The 19,695-nt window shown below is 36.3% G+C and carries 10 protein-coding genes; 7 read left to right on the forward strand and 3 right to left on the reverse strand.

Annotation, left to right across the window (positions count from 1 at the left end):
- Positions 1-4: 4 nt before the first annotated feature.
- The 4 genes from BWI92_RS14335 to BWI92_RS14350 all read left to right on the forward strand — a co-directional run bounded on the left by BWI92_RS14335 (position 5) and on the right by BWI92_RS14350 (position 10,064).
- Positions 5-1,333 (forward strand): flippase, encoded by a 1,329-nt coding sequence (locus tag BWI92_RS14335; RefSeq protein ID WP_095163946.1) that lies wholly within the window; start codon positions 5-7, stop codon positions 1,331-1,333.
- A gap of 298 nt (positions 1,334-1,631) precedes the next feature.
- Entirely contained in the window at positions 1,632-4,538 is a 2,907-nt protein-coding gene (locus BWI92_RS14340; RefSeq protein ID WP_095163947.1) for a sugar-binding domain-containing protein, read from the forward strand.
- A gap of 584 nt (positions 4,539-5,122) precedes the next feature.
- Positions 5,123-8,446: a SusC/RagA family TonB-linked outer membrane protein gene (locus BWI92_RS14345; RefSeq protein WP_095163948.1), complete on the forward strand. Its 3,324-nt coding sequence runs from the start codon at positions 5,123-5,125 to the stop codon at positions 8,444-8,446.
- Between the two features lie 31 nt (positions 8,447-8,477).
- Complete coding sequence (locus BWI92_RS14350; protein WP_095163949.1) at positions 8,478-10,064, forward strand: SusD/RagB family nutrient-binding outer membrane lipoprotein; 1,587 nt, start codon at positions 8,478-8,480, stop codon at positions 10,062-10,064.
- A 231-nt stretch (positions 10,065-10,295) separates the two neighbouring features.
- On the opposite strand, the gene BWI92_RS14355 is transcribed toward BWI92_RS14350, so the two are convergent.
- The 3 genes from BWI92_RS14355 to BWI92_RS14370 form a co-directional block, all read right to left on the reverse strand.
- On the reverse strand, positions 10,296-10,622 hold the full coding sequence (locus BWI92_RS14355; RefSeq protein WP_095163950.1) for a hypothetical protein: 327 nt from the start codon (positions 10,620-10,622) through the stop codon (positions 10,296-10,298).
- Positions 10,610-11,476 (reverse strand): hypothetical protein, encoded by an 867-nt coding sequence (locus BWI92_RS14360; protein WP_095163951.1) that lies wholly within the window; start codon positions 11,474-11,476, stop codon positions 10,610-10,612. The genes BWI92_RS14355 and BWI92_RS14360 overlap by 13 nt, the downstream gene beginning before the upstream one ends.
- A 532-nt stretch (positions 11,477-12,008) precedes the next feature.
- Positions 12,009-14,720 (reverse strand): PQQ-dependent sugar dehydrogenase, encoded by a 2,712-nt coding sequence (locus BWI92_RS14370; protein ID WP_095163953.1) that lies wholly within the window; start codon positions 14,718-14,720, stop codon positions 12,009-12,011.
- A gap of 607 nt (positions 14,721-15,327) precedes the next feature.
- On the opposite strand from BWI92_RS14370, the gene BWI92_RS14375 reads away from it, so the two are divergent.
- The 3 genes from BWI92_RS14375 to BWI92_RS14385 are packed head-to-tail and all read left to right on the forward strand — an operon-like array spanning position 15,328 to position 19,497.
- Positions 15,328-17,850 carry a hypothetical protein gene (locus BWI92_RS14375; RefSeq protein WP_095163954.1) on the forward strand — a complete coding sequence of 841 codons (2,523 nt, stop codon included), beginning with the start codon at positions 15,328-15,330 and terminating at the stop codon, positions 17,848-17,850.
- Positions 17,843-18,379: a hypothetical protein gene (locus BWI92_RS14380; RefSeq protein WP_095163955.1), complete on the forward strand. Its 537-nt coding sequence runs from the start codon at positions 17,843-17,845 to the stop codon at positions 18,377-18,379. The genes BWI92_RS14375 and BWI92_RS14380 overlap by 8 nt, the downstream gene beginning before the upstream one ends.
- On the forward strand, positions 18,352-19,497 hold the full coding sequence (locus BWI92_RS14385; protein ID WP_095163956.1) for a hypothetical protein: 1,146 nt from the start codon (positions 18,352-18,354) through the stop codon (positions 19,495-19,497). Before BWI92_RS14380 ends, BWI92_RS14385 begins: the two co-directional genes overlap by 28 nt.
- Positions 19,498-19,695: the final 198 nt, after the last annotated feature.

Genomic DNA, 19,695 nt, shown 5'->3' on the forward strand with positions numbered 1-19,695 from the left:
CCGTATGGCAAATAACTATTGGTTAAAATCTGGTTTCTTGAATATTCTCCAAAGTTTGACAAACGTACTTTTTGGCTTTGGAGGATTTTATATGTTGGTACGTGTTTTGGACAAAAATCAGTTTGGCGCTTGGACGCTCTTTATGACTACCACTTCTATTTTAGAGGTAATTCGTAATGGTTTGATAGGGAATGCGCTAGTAAAATTTTTATCAGGTGCGAAACCCGAAGAGAAAACCCCAATTATTACGGCTTCGGTAACAATTAGTGCATCGCTTTCGGTTTTTTGTGTATTGCTGAATCTAATTTTTTCACATTTTCTCAGTGTAATGTGGCATACGCCTGAGCTGGAGCCGATGTTTTATGTGCATAATATCACGTTTTTACTCTCAGGAGTTTTAGCCATATTCAATAGCGTCGAGCAAGCGCATTTAGCTTTCAATGGTGTATTCATTACCACCTTTGTGCGTCAGGCTGTACTATTTTTATTTATTCTGGTTTGCTTCGTTACTAAGTTTACCATACCATTAGCGTACCTAGTGTATATTCAAATTGTGGCGGTTGTAATTGCGACCTTAATCGGATATAGCTATGCCAGAAAACATTTGACATTGGATCGACAGTTACACAAAGAATGGATTAGTAAATTATTTCATTTTGGAAAATATACCTTCGGTACATCGGTAAGCTCTATTCTGTCGGGGACTATCGACCAAATGATGCTTGGAGCTATGCTTTCTCCTGTGGCTTCGGGGGCATTTAATGTGGCAGTAAGAATTACCAATCTGATAGAAATACCTACTAATTCTATCGCTACCATTGTATTTCCACAAAGTGCCAAGCGTGCGCAGGAGGGTATCGATGGTGTTCGCTATTTGTATGAAAAATCGGTAGGAACAATCTTAGCATTGGTGATTCCAGCGATTATTTTTCTGTATTTATTTTCAGATTTAATTGTCAATATTATAGCTGGAGGAAAGTACGATGACTCGATTCCTTTATTGAAAATCACGTTATTGTATTGCATTTTTGTACCTTTTGGTCGTCAATTTGGTATTGTAATCGACTCTATCGGAAAAACAAAACTGACCTTTTCTGTGGTAGTTTTTTCAGCTTGTTTGAATATTGCGATGAACTATTTTTTGATCAGTTCGCAAGGGGTGATGGGAGCAGCGAGGGCAACTTTAGTGTCGAGTATCATAGGTTTTATCATAGGACAAGTAATTTTGTATAAAGAACTAAAAGTTAATGTACTTCACCCGTTTATTTATGCTTTTAGATTTTATCCAGAATTTTATCATCAATATATCAAGCCTCGTTTAAAAAAGGCTTGATATGAAGTCTTTTGAATGAAAAAGTATTGAAGAATGCAGAAGAGATAACTGGTTCAAGACTTAGTCTTGGATCTATTTTTTTAAACAGTTTTAAAACTGAAGCAAGAGTGAGTCCGAGACAAAGTCTCGAACTATACATGACTGGTTCAAGACTTAGTCTTGAATCAGGAAATCGACAATCATCAGGATGATACATGATGGAGTGAAGACATTTGGAAGCTATATTTGATAGTTTAGGCTTATTAGGATTTTTTATACTACTAAGCTATTCTTATTTGTATAACTTACCATTTTAACCGTGAAAAAAACCCTCCAAAATCTATTCATTGCATCATTTGTCCTGATAAGTTTCGCTTCGATAGGACAATCAAAAAAACTTAATCTACAAGGAACATGGCGATTTGCGATTGATTCCTTGGATAAAGGCGTACAAGAAAAATGGTTTTCTCAAAAACTAAAAGACAAGGTAAAGTTACCCGGCTCCATGCTTGAAAATGGCAAAGGAAATGCAGTAACACTTCAGACCCAATGGACGGGTAGTATATATGATAGTTCGTGGTATTTTAATCCTCGCATGGCAAAGTATCGCCAAGGTCCTCGCCCAAAATTCCCCTTTTGGCTTACTCCTAAAAAACATTACGTAGGCGGTGCATGGTACCAAAGAGATATTACTATTCCGTCTGACTGGAGAAATCAACGTATTTGGCTAAATCTTGAACGTCCACATTACGAAACGCGCGTGTGGATTGATAATCAGGAAATAGGACTGCAAAATTCTCTTTGTGTAGCCCATGTTTATGATTTAACAGGCAAACTCAGTACTGGCAAGCATACGATAACAGTTCGTGTTGACAATAAGACAAAAGAAATCAACGTAGGAAAGGATTCTCACAGTATTACAGATCACACGCAAGGAAACTGGAATGGCATTGTTGGCAAGATGGAATTGGGTACCGAAGGACAGGTGTGGCTTTCAGATGTGCAGGTATACCCGAATGTGAAGGAAAAACTTGCTAAAATAGTCATTCAACTAGAAAATAATCTGCCAGCTACAGTTTCGGGAAAAATTAACCTTTTTGCTAAAAGTTTTAATGCCACTAAACAACATTCAGTCACACCGCTTGCTGTAGATTTTAAGGCAGAGAGAGGTAGTAATACCTTAGCTTACACATTACCAATGGGTGACAATTTTCTGACTTGGGATGAATATGTACCTGCTTTGTATAAGTTAAATGTACAAGTTTCTACTAAGGAAGGTGTACAATCGGTAAGAGATGTTCAGTTTGGCATGAGAGATTTTGCCATTAATGGAACTCGTTTTGAGATAAATGGACGACCAATATTTTTGAGAGGAACGGTTGAAAATTGCCAGTTTCCTTTGACTGGATATGCACCAATGGATGTGGCATCTTGGGAGAAAGTCTTCAGAAAAGCCAAATCCTATGGACTAAATCACTTCCGTTTTCATTCGTATTGTCCTCCCGAAGCTGCCTTTATTGCTGCCGATTTAGTGGGTATTTATCTACAACCTGAAGGGCCAAGTTGGGCAAATCACGGTTCGTCTTTGGGCGATGGTCACCCGATTGATCAGTATATCATGGACGAGACCAACCGCATGGCGAAAGCTTATGGTAATTATGCCTCTTTTTGTATGTTGGCTTACGGCAATGAACCAAGAGGAGGAAAGCAGGTAGATTATTTGACAAAGTTCATTAAATACTGGCAAGCGAAGGACCCTCGTCGTAAATATACAGGTGCTTCGGTAGCTATGAGTTGGCCATTAGTTCCTGCAAACGAATATATGATTAAGTCGGGACCACGCGGTTTGCCTTGGGATAAGCTCCCTTCAAGCAGTGCTGATTTTGGAGATAAGGTCAAAAACTTTACAGTCCCTTACGTTACTCACGAGTTAGGTCAATGGTGTGTATTCCCTAATTTTGATGAAATCAAAAAGTACAAAGGTTTGTATGAAGCTCGTAACTATGAACTTTTTCAAGAAGATTTGAAGGATAGAGGAATGGCAGATAGGGGCAAAGATTTCTTTATGGCTTCTGGAAAATTACAAGCTATTAGTTACAAGCACGAAATGGAAATGGCATTTAGAACGCCACTTTCGGCAGGATTTCAGATGCTCGGACTCAACGACTATTCAGGACAAGGAACCGCTTTAGTTGGTTTGCTGGATAGTTTTTGGGAGGAAAAAGGCTATATCGATGCCAAAGAGTTCCGTCAATTTTGTGACTCAACAGTTATTTTAACTCGTTTCCCAAAATTTGTTTTTCAGCAAAATGAAAGTATTCAAATACCAATTGAGTTGTTTCATTTTGGACAAAAAGCCTTGTCAAAAGCAGTAATTGCATGGCAAATTGTTGATTCAGAAGGGAAACCTGTGGAAGCAGGTGAGTTTCAGCCCGCAGATTATGTTATTGGGAATAACCTGTCAGTTGGAAAAATTACGTTTAATCCTCAGCAAATTAATCAAGCACAAAAACTATTACTTAAAGCGTCTATCAAAGGTTCTTCAATTCAGAACGAGTGGGCGTTTTGGGTATATCCAAAAACTTTGCCAGCTGTAAAATCAGAGGAAGTTTATTCATGTAATAGTTTAGATGAAAAAGCTTTGCAGATTTTGGAAAAAGGAGGAAAGGTCTTTTTACAGGCTGCTGGGAAAATTGAAAGGGGGAAAGAAGTCGTTAATTATCTACAACCTGTTTTTTGGAATACCTCATGGTTCAAAATGCGCCCACCACATACTTTGGGTTTTGTCTGTGATCCTAAACATCCAGCCTTCCAATCGTTTCCTACAGATTTTCACGCCAACGTGCAGTGGTGGGAATTAGTCAATAAAACACAGGTGATGCTGTTAGATGAATTTCCAAAAGGATTCAAACCTGTAGTTCAACCCATAGATACTTGGTTTTTGAATAGACCGTTGGGCTTAATTGTGGAGGCAAAAGTGGGCAAAGGAAAGCTATTGATTTGTAGTGCAGACCTTAGTTGGAATTTAGATACAAGACCCGTAGCTCGCCAATTAGCTTATAGCTTGCAGCAGTATATGGCCTCTTCGGCGTTTAATCCACAGACATCGGTAGATTTACAGGTAGTGAAAAATCTCTTTGACAAGTCCTACAATCCTAATTTTAATACTTACACCAAAGACGCACCAGATGAGTTGAAAGTGAAAAAGAATGGAATGAATCCTTAGGATTAGCGACATATCAAAGTTCTTATTCCTCCAAGTATACGACTTCTGTTGTATTCTTGGAGGAATTTTTTGAGGTAAGCATTAAAAGCTAAAACCAATCACCAATAAGCCTATGAAGGTAGTATTTAGTATTGTGTAACTATCTGAAAATGAGTTTTTAAGATAATGAATTGAGATGTTTTTAAAAATTATTAATAAAATATTTTAAAAATATATATGGTCTTTTAATTCCTCATTTAACCTAAATTGCAATTGATTTTATCCTGAAAATTCTACTTTGAAGATATTTTATTGGAATTATCTTGCTTTTGGTGAGTATTTTTCCTGCGAAACTTATTATTAAAATAATTTACAAGAAATTAATATTTAATAATTTATTTTATTAATTTGGTTGCGAAATCTAACTAAGCCTTTCAATACTAATAGCCAAAAAGATTTCAAAACCGCATCAACTTACCATATTTAAACCATGAAAAACAATGAAAGGAGGGAAGCTTTTTCTCCGTAACGCTCTAAAACTATTTATTTCAAATTCGCTCAATCAGAGCTCCAATTTTCAATTTTCATCATTTTAATTCCTAACAATGAAAGCATGTAGAAAAATTTTTACTACGTTATTTGCTACACTCTTGATTTTGACTGGACAGTTCGTAATGGCTCAGCAGGTAGTCAAAGGAAAGGTCGTGGATAGCAATCAATCAGCCCTAGCAGGCGTAAGTATTTTAGTGAAAGGTACCACAAAAGGTACAGTAACAGATGGTTCGGGTAATTATACCATTTCAGTTGCTAAAAATGCCTCTTTGATTTTCCAATCATTGGGCTTCGCTACAAAGACCGTTGAAGTGTCGGGACGTACAACCATCGACGTGGTTTTGGAATCTACTTCTCAAGATCTTGATGAGGTGGTTGTTACGGCCTTAGGTATCAAGCGTGAACAAAAAGCCCTTGGTTATTCAATTGGTACGGTTTCTAGCAAGGAAATTACCGCTTCGGGTAATACCAACTTTGCTTCGGCATTGTACGGTAAAGTAGCAGGTGTTAAAATCTCTACGGCGCCAGGTGGTGCAACTTCAGCCGTAAACGTACAAGTACGTGGCGTTAACTCTTTGAATTACAACACACAACCACTTTATGTTGTGGATGGTATCGTAATTCGTGACTTTAACCAAGCAGGTGCAAATGGTTTGAATAACGGCGGTTATTGGGATGATCAACGTATTCGTGGTAATGGTATCTTGGATATTAACCCTGCCGATATTGCTAGTTTGTCAGTATTGAAAGGTGCATCAGCAACAGCCCTTTACGGTTCTGAAGCTTCGAATGGTGTAATTGTTATTACCACAAAATCGGGTGTAAAAGGCAAAGGGTTAGGCGTTGAATTAAACTACACGTATAATCAAGAGCGTGTGGCATTTACGCCTCAATATCAGAATGTATATGGTCCTGGTTATGACCGTGCTACTAACTTGGCAGTTGGTGCCAACGAGGAAGGTTTTATCACAAATCCTGGTGGTTCTAAGCGAGTGAACTTTAGAGCTTATGGACAATTTGGTCCTAAGATGGATGGTAGAATGATGCCTTGGTGGGATGGAACTATGCAGTCGTATAGCGCAAAACCAAATAACTTCAATGATTTTTATCAGACTGGTTATAACTCAACGGTGAACGCTGCTTTCTCAAATGCTACTGACAAAGGTTCTTACCGTTTTTCTTACACAGGTACAGATTATGCTGGTATTATGCGTGGAAGTAATTTGAAACGTAATACTTTCAACTTAAACTCTTCTGTAAAATTGAGTAATAAAGTTACTGCCGATGTAGTAGTAAGTTATATCAACTCAAAAGTGCATAACCGTCCTGAGCAAATCAACCGTGTGACAGCTAACTATGGAGGTTTTTACAGCCGTGCGGAGGATATGAACAACTTCTTGAATCATTATCAAACGTCACAAGGATACAAATATGTACCATACAACGTTCCTGAACGTAATCCTTCAGAAGCTTTCAAATACAACATTCGTGGTGGCGATATTATGGATTTGTTATGGAATGCTTTGCGTAATAGCGAAGACGAAAACCAAGACCGTGTATTAAGCTCTGTTACCTTAAACTACAAAATCAACAATGAATTTGGTTTGCGTGGTCGTGTAGGAAATGACTTTACTAGTTTGGGTACTGAAGTAAAGAAATACAACGAATTTCCCGCTTTATTTAACTCAGGAAATAGTACTGGTGAATACCGTGTAGCTAGTGGTCGTTACTCAATCGTATATGGCGATGCGATGTTGACTTACGCGAAAAAATTGAATACAGATTTTGATTTGTCTGCTTCTGCTGGTGTACAAGGTCGTCAGGAAAAATACTATGACCAATCAGTTGGTACAAATGGTGGCTTGGTAATCGAGAACTGGTTTAGTATGAACAACTCTACGAACGTATTGAATGCTAGTGCTTCACGTAGAGAAATGATTAAGTTTGCTTACTTGGGTACTTTGAACGCAGCTTATAAAAATATGTTGTTTGTAGAAGGTACAGCTCGTCAGGAATACTCTTCAACATTGCCAGCAGGCAATAACAGCTATTTCTATACTTCGGTAAACTCTGGTTTTGTATTCTCGGATGCGTTCCAAATGCCGAACTTTATGAACTACGGTAAAATCCGTGCTTCTTATGGTGTTGTTGGTAATGCACCCCCTTTGTATGTAGCTAATACAACTTATTCTCAAACGATTTTGCAAACAGCTTATGGCGCAGTTCCTGCTTTGAGAGCAAGTTCTAGCTATGGTAATGACAATATCAAACCTGAGCAAAAGTTTGAAAATGAATTTGGTTTAGAAACAAAATTCTTCAAAAACAAATTAGGTTTTGATGTTACTTACTATAACAGCCGTATCAAAGATCAAATCCTTCAAACGTCTATTCCTACCAGTACAGGTGCTAGTTCGGTATTGGCAAACGTTGGTGAGCTTCGTTCTTTCGGTTGGGAAGCATCAATTTATGCAACTCCTATCAAAACACGTGATTTCACTTGGAATACTCGTATCAATGCTGCTATTAACCGTACAAAAGTTGAGAAGTTGGCAAAAGGTATTCCTCAGTTAGTGGCTTATGATGCTGATCAATCTGCTATCAAAATTGTAGCTGACGAAGGTGATTATTTAGGAAATATTTACACTCACGTGCGTGCAACAGACTCAAAAGGTAACTTTATTATCTCTGAAGACGGTCTATATACTTTGACTTCTGACTACAAAAAAGTAGGTAACGTGATGCCGAAATTAGTAGGTGGTTTCTTGAACTCATTTAGCTACAAAAACTTCAGTTTAGACATCAACATGGATTACCGTATCGGTGGACAATTGGTTTCAAACCCATTGTTGTATGCAACAGGTGCAGGTATGTTTGAATCAACAATGAAATATCGTGATGCCGAAAACGGTGGTTTACCATATTATGTTGACGGTAGTGGAAACAACGTATTGTTGTCAAGCCACACAGCAACTGCGCCAAACGGTGGTAAAGTATACCATGATGGTGTATTGTTAGATGGTGTAACGGCAAGTGGCGAGAAAAATACTAAGATTATCGATGCTGCTTCATATTACATGAACACTTACACTTGGGGTTCGTCAGGTTGGTATGAAAATGGTTCCGTTTATAACAACAGTTACTTAAAAGTTCGTGAAGCAATTTTGTCATATACTTTGCCTTCGGCGGTAGCTCAAAAATTGCGTTTGCAAAATGTTCGTGTGTCTTTGATTGGTCGTAACCTATTCTACTTGTACCGTACTTTGAAAAATCTTGACCCAGAAGCACCAATTGGTACTAGCTGGAACCGTCAAGGTATCGACGAAGGTTCAACAGCGGCAACTCGTAGCTTTGGTGTGGCTTTACACGCTAGTTTTTAATCAACCAATCAGACATTTTATTTAGAAAAGTATGAAAAAGACATTCATCAAAATAAGTGCAATGTTAGCGATTGTAGCTACTTTGAGTAGCTGTAAAGACCAACTCGGTGACTTGTACCTCAACCCAGAACAGACTACGACTCCATCTGTTGAGAAATTTTTTACCCAAATTCTCAACAACGACCGTATCTATCCAAAATATTGGGATATGCGTACTTTTGCGTTGACTCACGCAGGGGTATTTTCTCAAGTAATTTCTTATACCAACGATAAATTTATTTACCGCGAACAAGCGCAATATACCGAGCAACGTTGGGGTGATTTTTATACAACTAATGGTAACGGTAGCGGTCCTTTGGCGCATTATCGTGAAATAGAAAAACAATATGCTAAACTTTCTGCAGCAGAAAAACAAAATGCGGACGTATTTGTGAATGCAGCGAAAGTAGCCATGTTGGAGCAAACTGCTCAAATGGTTGACCTTTGGGGTGATATTCCATTTTCTGAAGCAGGTATGTTGAACTTAAATGGCTCGATTACATCGCCAAAATTCGACGATGCGAAGGAGGTATATTATAGCGTAATTGCTGGTTTGAAAGATGCTTCGAACTACTTTGCTACGGCGAATTTGAGCAGTGTAACGGCTGGTTCGTTCAAAAAACAAGATATTCTTTTCCAAGGCGATATTACAAAATGGCGTCGTTTGGCCAACTCTTTGCGTTTGCGTGCTCTAATGCGTATTTCATTCGTAGATGAAGCTAAAGCAAAAGCAGAGGTATTGGAAATGTTGAATAACCCAACGCAATATCCTTTGTTGGAAGAAACAACTCACAATGCTTTGTTGAACCCAGTAACGACTTATATTGACAATTTGCGCAATGCTTTCTATGAGTCAAACAACCATTTGGGTGCTTCGTTCTTATTGGACAAAGTGTTAAAACCTGCGAATGACCCTCGTATTGCTGTAATTTATGACAAAGGCGGTCGTCAGGATGGTAGCAAATGGGTAGCCAATGCTGATTATTATGCAATGCCTTTAGACTTGAACTCAACTGACCAAGCGACTAATATCACCAACGGTAAATATGCAGTACTTGACTCAGCTACGTTTGTGTATAACAGCAAATTGCCTGGCGTAATTTTTACCTCTGCCGAAACACATTTGTTGAAAGCAGAAGCGTATGAGCGTTGGGGAACTACAACTGATGCGGCTACGGCTTACAATAAAGGTGTAGCTCAATCAATTGCTTATTACTATGCTTTGAACAATTTGAGCAATAGCACAGCTCCAAAATTGGCGGCTCCATCTGCCGCAGCTGTAAATGACTTTTTGGCAAACTCAACGATTAAATATGCTGGTTCTTCGGCTCAAAAATTAGCCTTGATTTGGACACAAAAATGGGTACAATTTGGCTTTATGCAATCGGTACAAGCTTGGTCTGAACTGCGTCGCACAAAATATCCTCAGTTGACTTTTGTAGCGGACAATACTTCAGGATTTGCATTGCCTCCAAACAGATTGACTTACCCTGGTCGTGAGCGTACATTTAACCCGAACTATAGCGCAGTTTCAGCAAAAGATACGCGTGACGCGAAGATTTTCTGGGACGTAAAATAGAAGTAGATAAGTGAAAAACTGAATGATAATAAAAATCCCCCTCATCTATATGGACGAGGGGGTATTTTTTTAGTGTTGAGTTTGGAGTTTTAAGTGAGGAGTTTTTTTGAGTGCTGAGTTTGGAGTTTTGATTGAGGAGTTTTGATTGAGGAGTTTTTTTGTCCTTGCCTCAAAGGCAACCTATTTTAGGCAAGGACAAAGGATAATTCACAACTCGCAATTCACAATTCATCATTCTAAGTGTTCTGCTATCTCCATAATTCTGTGAAGTATCATATCGATTTCGTCATCGAGGGTTGCGAGATTACTACTGGTAATATTTTCAGGGTAAAATCTCAAATAAGTAGTTACTGCCTCTTGAACCCACTGAAGATTTTCGTTGGTTACCTCTGGTGTCGATAAGGCTTGACTCAATGAGTTTGATAAAATATCTTCTGCTCTCAGTCTTAATAATAAACCTGTTTGACCAGTAAGTGATTCTTGCTCAGTGAAGCACTGAACTAAATGTTCGAAATTGGCTTTGAGCAATCTCAGATACACGGGAGTTAACGTTTCCATGGTAATTCGTTGGCTGGTAATACTACGATTCTATTTTGCATAGCAGGATTGATGGCTCTAAAATCAAAGCTTCCATCTGCTTTCTTTAATCTACGGTATACAAGTGGAATAAGAATTTGTTCACCTCCACCTGCTAAATATGGTTGACCAATATTTAAATTGTTAGAGAGTTTTTGTGCTGCCGCTAATCCTCTCCACACCCAGATACCTCCCGCAGGAACGGTATATTCCACGATATTTTTAAAGCTATTCCATTCTGGTTGAACAGCAGTTCCACCAATTACTTCCGAGATGGATGTTGGTTTTGTACGTGTCCAATAGCCACCTGTAAATTGATCCCATCCATCATTACAAACTCTATACAATTTTGTCCCTTCTGGTAATTGCTCCAAGCTTGCGGTGTTGTTCACAAAAGACATCACATCTGGCGCATAGCTTACCGCAAAATCTGGGTCAAAACTGCCACTTGGTAACTTTACCTTGAAATTAGCAAACTGCGTTCCTTGTGAAAAACCATTAGGTTGATAAGACCCATTAGCTAGGCCAGGAAAATCGAAGTTACGAATAATTACCTTTCTGTGGTAAATACTCAAGGCATTGTTTAGGTCTGAGTAAAGTTTTTGCTTGTTTGAAGTCGTGTCAAAAGTACCTTTTAGAATACTTTCGCTGAGACCATCACGAATCCATTTTGGCAAAGTAGTATCAGAACCTGCGGGCAGACTACTGCTTAGTTGTACAATCCAAGCACGGGTACTGTCTTTTGAAATGGTAATTCCAGAAAAAGAAAACGAACTAAATGATAATAACAATAAGGTACAAAGCATCAAGTGCTTCAAGGTAGGTTGGGTTTTCATAATGAAATGTGTGAATTGAAAAGGAAATTAATTTGATTTGAGATTACGAAGGTAGAGATTATTTTTAAATTACAAACGCAGAGATTTTAATTTAAAACATAATAAAATGCTCTCTTATGGTTTGTGTGAAAAGGGTAAAGGATACTTTTTCTTTCAAAATAAAAAATCGCCTTGTCAATGGTTAGTCAACAAGGCGATAGATCAATCAAACTATTGTGGATTTGGGGTTTCTGATTTCGGAAACGTGGACGTAATCCTTAATTTTTGTAAAACAGAATTTCTAATAAGCATTAGCGCAAAATACAATTCAACTGCTTCGTGGAGAAAATAAAATTGAAGCATTCAAGTGTTGTCAGTTCGTCGCTCAATTTTACCAAAACAGTTTTAAACTGTTAAAAAAATGAGTCCAAGACTAAGTCTTGAACTAGAGACCTTTACTTTTGTCAAGTAATCAGAAAAGTTGTGAATTTTGAATGTAAATTGTTAATTATCAAATTTTTACACTCACAATTCACAACTCATAATTACAACATTACTTAAACTCAATCCATTCAAGGCTACACAAGTCTTTGTTTGGCGTATCTTTTTTGGTAAAGACAAAATACAAATCTTGTTTGCCCGTTGGTGATTGAATACTCGCAGTTTGTTCGGCGTACTTATCCCATGCACCGGTTGGGTTATACGACAATGTACTAATCACAGGACCTGTTGGCGAACCAGTATGAACTTCCACCGTGGCCGCCTTGTCTCTCGACGAGAATTTGTAGGTTAATTCACTAATACCTTTCAAATCGATATTTTTCAAGACAAAATATGAGCCATTGTGAATAAAGCCCAAACGCTTGTCTTGACGACCAAGATTATGTAATTCATCGGCTTCGGCACCATAAACACGATTCGGGCGCAATACCAAAGTCGCAGTTTTACTCAATGCAAGTATCGTTTTGGGTTTTCCTGCTGGAGCTACCAATGAACCTTTATCTGTGTACGAAGCAGTAATTACATAGCGACCTTCTTGCTCTTTGCCAACGTGTTCTTTCAAAGATGCTGTTCCTTTTGGCGCAATACGGTTTTCAACAGGCTCTGTACCCAACGAAAGGATATACTTCACCATTTCAGTAGTTTCTTCTCTTGAAAGTTGTGGGTGCGCACTCATTTCACGGTCGCCCCAAAGACCTCCACCACCAGTAATAATCTTATTGGCTAATTTGGCAATAGCGGTTTTGTCATCACGGTATTTTTTAGCAACCTCCTTAAACGCTGGACCTGCTGAAGGTGCATTGAGTTGGTGACAAGCTTTACAGTCAGAACCCGCAATCAATGATTTTCCTAAGCTAAATGTAGAAGTCAACTGTTGGTGACCCATTTGTGGTTCTCTACTCACTTTTGGAATATAATTCAAAACTACCTTTACACGTTTTGGATCAATCATTTTGTCTTCTTGATCTTTCACATCTACAGCATATTTTAAACTGCCAGCATTTGCCTTAAAGAAGGTACTGTTTTCGTCTGTAGAAATTGCCACGTCTGGAAGTGTATTTCCTACCTTAATAGTTAAAGTTTGAGTATTGCTCAATCCAGCTTGATCTTTTACGGTTAATGATACTTTATAGATACCATTTTTCTTGAAAGTATAGCTTGGATTGATCTCCGTAGAAGTTTTGTTTGCCTCAAATTTCCACAAATAAGAAAGCTTATCTCCTTTATCATAGTCAACACTTTGATCAGCTTTAAACTGTACTGTCATAGGTGCCAAGCCAATTGTATCTTGTGTAATCGCTTTTGCCACTGGAGCGCGGTTCCCACCATTGAAGTCAATTTTTACTAAACGTGCATCTTCGTTATCTATACCATATACCGAGCCATATTCGAGCATATACATACAACCATCTTGACCAATTTCCATATCTACAGGACGACGGAAATCACCCGATTTCGGCATGAATTGCTCCATTGATTGGTAGTTTTGATTTTCATCTAATCTCACGGCAAATACCCAGTTACGCATCCAATCATAGATAAAAAGAGATTTATCGTAATAGGATGGCATTTTACTTTTATTCGCAATTTTCGCATCATAATGATACACAGGACCACCCATCGCACAACGCCCACCGACACCCAATTCTGGAAACTCAGCCGATTTGTTGTAAGGATACCAAATCATCGCCTTTTGTGTAGGAGGAAGGTTTTTGATACCTGTATTGTTTGGCGAATTATTGATCGGAGCGTTTGGCTCAAACAAATCACTTACCTTTTTCGACGCAAAATCATATTGATGATAAGGCTTGCTATCTCCTACAAAATATGGCCAACCATAGTTACCTGCTTTTTTTGCCTGATTGATTTCGTCATAACCTCTAGGACCTTGCACACCGTCATTTCCTGCATCAGGACCAATTTCGCCCCAATACACAATCGAAGTTGCTGGGTCTACCGAAATACGGTAAGGATTGCGACAACCCATTACATAGATTTCAGGACGAGTACCAGCAGTGCCTTTTGGAAAAAGGTTGCCTTCTGGAATAGTATAAGAACCATCCTTTTCGACATGAATACGGAGAATTTTACCACGCAAATCATTGGCATTTCCTGCCGAACGCTGTGCATCAAACGTAATACGTCCTTCACGAGAATCAATAGGAGCATGTCCACTCGACTCAAACGGAACAGTATTATCACCTGTTGAAATAAATAAGTTGCCATGAGCATCCCAAGCCAGTGAGCCTCCTGTGTGCGCACTCACCTCCAAATCAATCGGAAACTCGATAATCGACTGCTCGCTAGCCAAATCAAGATTACTTTCGCTATCAACTTTGATACGGGAAATACGTTGTCTAGTTTGTTCTTTATCCTGAATCGTATAGAAGAAATACAGATAGTGATTTTCTTTGAAATTAGGGTCAATTGTCATCCCCAACATCCCATTTAGGTATTTATCGACCGCTTTTACAGGAAAATCATACAACAGACGAGTTTTCTTTTTGACAGGTTCATACACATAAAATTTACCTGCACGCTCTACAAAAAACACACGACCATCAGGCGCAACTGCCAATTCCATAGGCTCGTTGAGGTCATTAGATAGTACAGTTTTGGTAAAACGATTTTCGTCAGGACGGTTTAAGGTATCCACCTTTGTAAAAACCTCAGAAGAATAGGTTGGGGTAGGTGCTGGCTGGTGAATAAATGAGTACAAACCCAAGGATGCCCCAACAAGCACAGATAGTTTAGAAAGTGACATAGTTATTAATATAGTTAATTAATCTTTAGAAAATGGCCTCAAAAGCCATAAGTTTCTTGGTCTGGGATTAAAATTATGGTTGTTCGTAAGAAATACTGTCATGCCTTAGGGCACTCCGCGCATTTTCTATCTTTATAGAGTCCAAAAAGTTGGAAATATACCCAGTTGGAGGAGGAAAATGTGGTTTTGATGTAGAGACGTAGCACGGCTACGTCTAAATTGCTCTAGTTGGAGATATTCTGCCCTCGTTGGAGTCATCTCCAACGAGAAATGCGTCATCAACCAGTTGAGTTTGATCGACAAATAGAGTAGGGCTGTTGCTTACGCAAGTTTGTTGGAGAAAACTCCAACAAAGGCGAAAATACCAAGAATTATTGCCCTCGTTGGAGTTATCTCCAACGAGAAACGCGTCAGCAATCAGTAGAGTTTGATCGGCATATAGAGTATGGCTGTTGCTTACGCAAGTTTGTTGGAGAAAACTCCAACAAAGGCGAAAATATTTATTACACGTATAGACTATTCGTGTAATATTATTTTTTATTTGTAGATTGAAGACCGTTTTACATTATAAAACATTTTTTATAACTATTATAGGACTAGAAGAATTATGAAAAAAGGACAGCTGAGTGAAAAAGAGTTTAGTTATCAAGACTTTATTGGAAAATATTCTGATATGAATTATGTATTAGTAGTGAAAGATCAAGAATATCCGAATTCGAACTTATTTACCATCCTTTATAACGATAAAGGAAAAATATATGATATTTTGGACGAGGAGATGGAAAAAGTTTTGGCAACAAAAGCCCTACATCAAACACCAGATTTGGAACAAAAATATTCCCCACAACAGCTATTAAAGATATCATCTGGTACTATAATAAAAAATGAAAAGTATACTGATAACTCTACATTCCCTAAATGTATTACATTTTACACGAATATACATGATTTTGGACCGAATGAGATTATTGAAATATTTGAAGGAAAAGTTACTGAAGAAAATGGAGTTTTTGAGTTAAAGCAAAAAGCTTTACACTCATTAGTTAAAGATTGTTATATCCAATCTAGTAACTCTTTTTTTATTTTAGAGAATGATGCTCTAATAGGGCCATTCAAAGTAAAAAATACCGATACTTCAGGAGAGTTTATTGTGGAAAAGAGTCTATGGAAACAATTTGGAAAGTATAAGTTTGAAATAGATTCATTTATTGAGTTTAGGGTGAATGATATAACAAGACGTATACATATCCCAAAAGTTAATGAATTGCAAATTATTGAGAAATTAGATTTTGTTACTGATAATGATTTAATCGATGAGTTTGAACTTGATATTTACAGCCACCCTGAACAATATTCTGAGATAAATACAAAAGTATTGTTGAGTACATTGAAAGAGGTTATTTCATCCAATTATGTCCAAAGTACTCAGCAAAGTGAGAGAATTATAAGGCTTTTGAAAAAAGCGGAAACCAAAGTGATTTCCAAAATAGATATAGGAAAAGTTTTTCCAGAAATTACTGAACTAAAGACTGAAATTGACAATTTGAAACTCGAAAAACTTTCTCTTCAAAGTGAGCTGGAGAAAGTTCTTGATCAAAAGAACAGAACAGAGAATGAAATTTTATTAGTTGATACAGACTTGAAAAGTTTGAGAGATGAAATTACACATATTGAGAAATTTATAGAGGAAAAAGCAAAAGAGCAAAAAACTAACCTTGAATCAGAGATAAAGAGGCTTGAACAGCAGAAGGCAAGTCTTGATACAGAAATTGAAATAGAAAGGAATAAAAAAGAGGAAAAGATTAAAAATCTTGAAAATCTTATCAAATACTTGGAGGAGAAGGAAAATTCTTTGAAGAGTGGGATAAAAACATTACAAGATGAGTTTACGAATGAGCAAAAATCGGCTCATTTAAAGTTGAAGGAGTTATTAATGCAAAATCAACACTATAATATACTTAGTGGAAGAGAAATATTTGGAGAATCTCATACTCCATTGAATAGTTTTACATCTTTCCAAATTGTAAAATCAACAGGAGAAAATCTTAGTAAATTTGAAAAATACAAAAATCTAAAAGAAAATATTCTTACAATTTTAAACAAAAACAATAGAAGAATAGATTCTCATTTTTTAGATAATATACTTCTTTCAATCCATCAGAATACTCTTACATTATTTGCAGGTTTACCAGGAACAGGTAAAACATCCTTAGTAAGGTTGCTAATCAATATTTTGACTCCTCGAGAGAGAATTAGGGAGGTTGCTGTAAGTAGAGGATGGACATCTCAAAAAGATTTAATTGGATTTTTAAACCCTCTTTCAAAATTGTTTCATGCGTCACCCACAAACCTTTATAATTTACTCAAACAATTAGATTGGGAGAGAGAGAGAGAGATCTTTATGGACTCTCCGTTAGCATATGTGTTATTGGACGAGGCAAACCTTAGCCCGCTTGAACACTATTGGTCGGTTTTTTACAATTTAACTGATAATTATGCAAGTAAGAATAACTATTTGAAAATTAATCTAGGAGATTCCGAAGTTCTTGAATATCCGAATAATCTTAGGTTTATTGGAACGATCAATTATGACCAGACAACAGAAGAGCTTTCCCCACGAGTTATTGATAGAACTAATATTATAAGAATGGATAATAATAAGTCTTTGGATATAAATAGGCTTACAAGTATGGACATAAGTAATATTAATTTATCATTCAGAGACTGTATAGATATATTTGGTTTAATTGATTTCTCTGATCAGCATGATATATCAATGGATGAGACTTTCGATAGAGAGTTTAATGATATAAAGAGAAAATTTGAAGAGCTAAAAATATATATTAGCCCGCGAGTACAAATAAGTATAAAGCAATATTGCAAAATTGCTAATACAATAATGTATGAAAAAAACAAACCACTTGACTATTGTATTAGTCAACGACTTCTTCCATTAATTAGAGTTCAGGGCTCATCTGCAAAAGCAAAGTTGAACGAATTAAAAGATATATTAGACAAGAATAAATATGATATATCTTCTAGGATTTTGACAGACATAATTCAGAGAGGAGAAGAGGGTGAAGTTTTTCAAGATAATTTCAACTATTTTTTGACCCTATCAAATGTTTAAACTATATCAAGTTGTCAACAAGGTAAGAGAGGAAGTTTTACCTGTGAATGAGTTGTATACTGTGAATGAGCTTGGAGAGTATGAATTTTATTATAACAATTATAGTAAAATTGATATTGATAGCGTTTCTATTTTCATTGAAGATTTAGAGATTGAAAGAAAAAATTATATTGTCACTGAAAATTCAATATACTCAAAAGAAGCAAATAGATTTTTTCAAGACTATTTTGGTTTTGCATCATTAAATATTAACAATGAAGTTTTCAAATTTAATATTCTTATTGAAAAATTTAATATTGTCGAAATAGAGAACATACTTTTATTTTTGTGGAATTGCGAAAATAAACTTTTTGAAAATTTTTTTTCTAAAAGTACAATTAATTCTAAGATATTAAATAGTGGCTATAATTATGAATACACTTCAAAACTATTGACTTTCGCCAATAGTTTTTATGATTTTTTCAGAGACTTTACCCTGCTTTTTGTAATACGCCTTATTCTGTGCTTAGAAATACAATTAGTACAATAGATTACTCCCCTAGAGATATTTCAGAATATTCCATTAACTGGATTTTAGGCAATATTGATTCTGTGATTTTTGATGAATCTTATGCAGGATTACCTGATTCAATTTGTATTGGAAATAAATATGGAATACTGGATAGAATTGATACTGAAAAAAGTGTAGAAAGCTTTAGTACTTATGAAAATAAAATTCTTTTGGGTGCTTTTATAAAGATGCTTTCAAATCTAAAGCATCTTAAAAAGATAATAGACTCTTCAATAGATACTTATACATATGGGTATGGAAATTATGTTGATTTTAGAGATTTAAAAAAAACTCCCTTTTTAAAGCTTTTCAAGGATGCTAATTCCTTGGAAAAACAAATCGAAGGTCTCTATAACAGATATTGTAATATTTTTGTTGGCGTGGAACCCAAGGTAGAAAAACCAAGAGTTACTAACATTTTTCTTCAAAATAGTCTCTACAGAGAAGCGTTCAGAAAAATTCAAGAAACTTTTAATTACAAGTTTGTATTTGATGGTGAATTAAGTTTGTTAAATATTAAAAGGTTGAGTACACTTTATGAGTTCTATAATTTTCATCTAATTATCAATTTTTTCAAAAATAAATTGAATATCGATTTATTCGAGGTAAGAGAACAATCAAATCGACAAGATAATTTTATAGATAGAGTTTCATTCAAAAGCGACACAATATCAATTGATATTTATTACAATTATCACTACCCAAGTATTTTAACCAATTTAGTGAGAATAGACAAGAAAAGAGGTACATATTATACTCCTGATTATATAATTAATATTAGAAATGAATATGTGGATACAACCATCATTTTAGACGCAAAATATTCGAAATTAGAGACAGTAAGATCTCGTTATTTACCAGATTGTATATTCAAATATATTTTGAACACTGGATTTAAAGATGAAAAATATCGAAAAATTGATTATCTTATTCTTCTATATTCGGGTGAAACTTATGAACTTACTGTCGAAAATAATGAGTTTTCACCACAAGTATTTATAATTCCTTCAAAACCTAGGTTTGAGTATTTCTTGGAAGCTCAGTTGAACACAATTATTGAAAAAGAAATACCAAACTCATTTTACAAAAAAAAATAGATTTATAAAAAGTGGAACTGGGTAAGAATCTAAATTAATACAAAAGATCAACTTGACATGTTGGGGATATCTAATCTGGATGCGATTTTTCTATTATATTAGTAGTTCCTAAACATACATTGTAACTTCTCTTTGATGATTAGTTAGCTTTATTGAATAGTCTGTCTGTTTAAATTCATCCTGCAGATTTAATTTGGA

Origin of the sequence: Flectobacillus sp. BAB-3569, from assembly GCF_002270355.1 — a bacterium.
Lineage (GTDB): Bacteria > Bacteroidota > Bacteroidia > Cytophagales > Spirosomataceae > Flectobacillus > Flectobacillus roseus.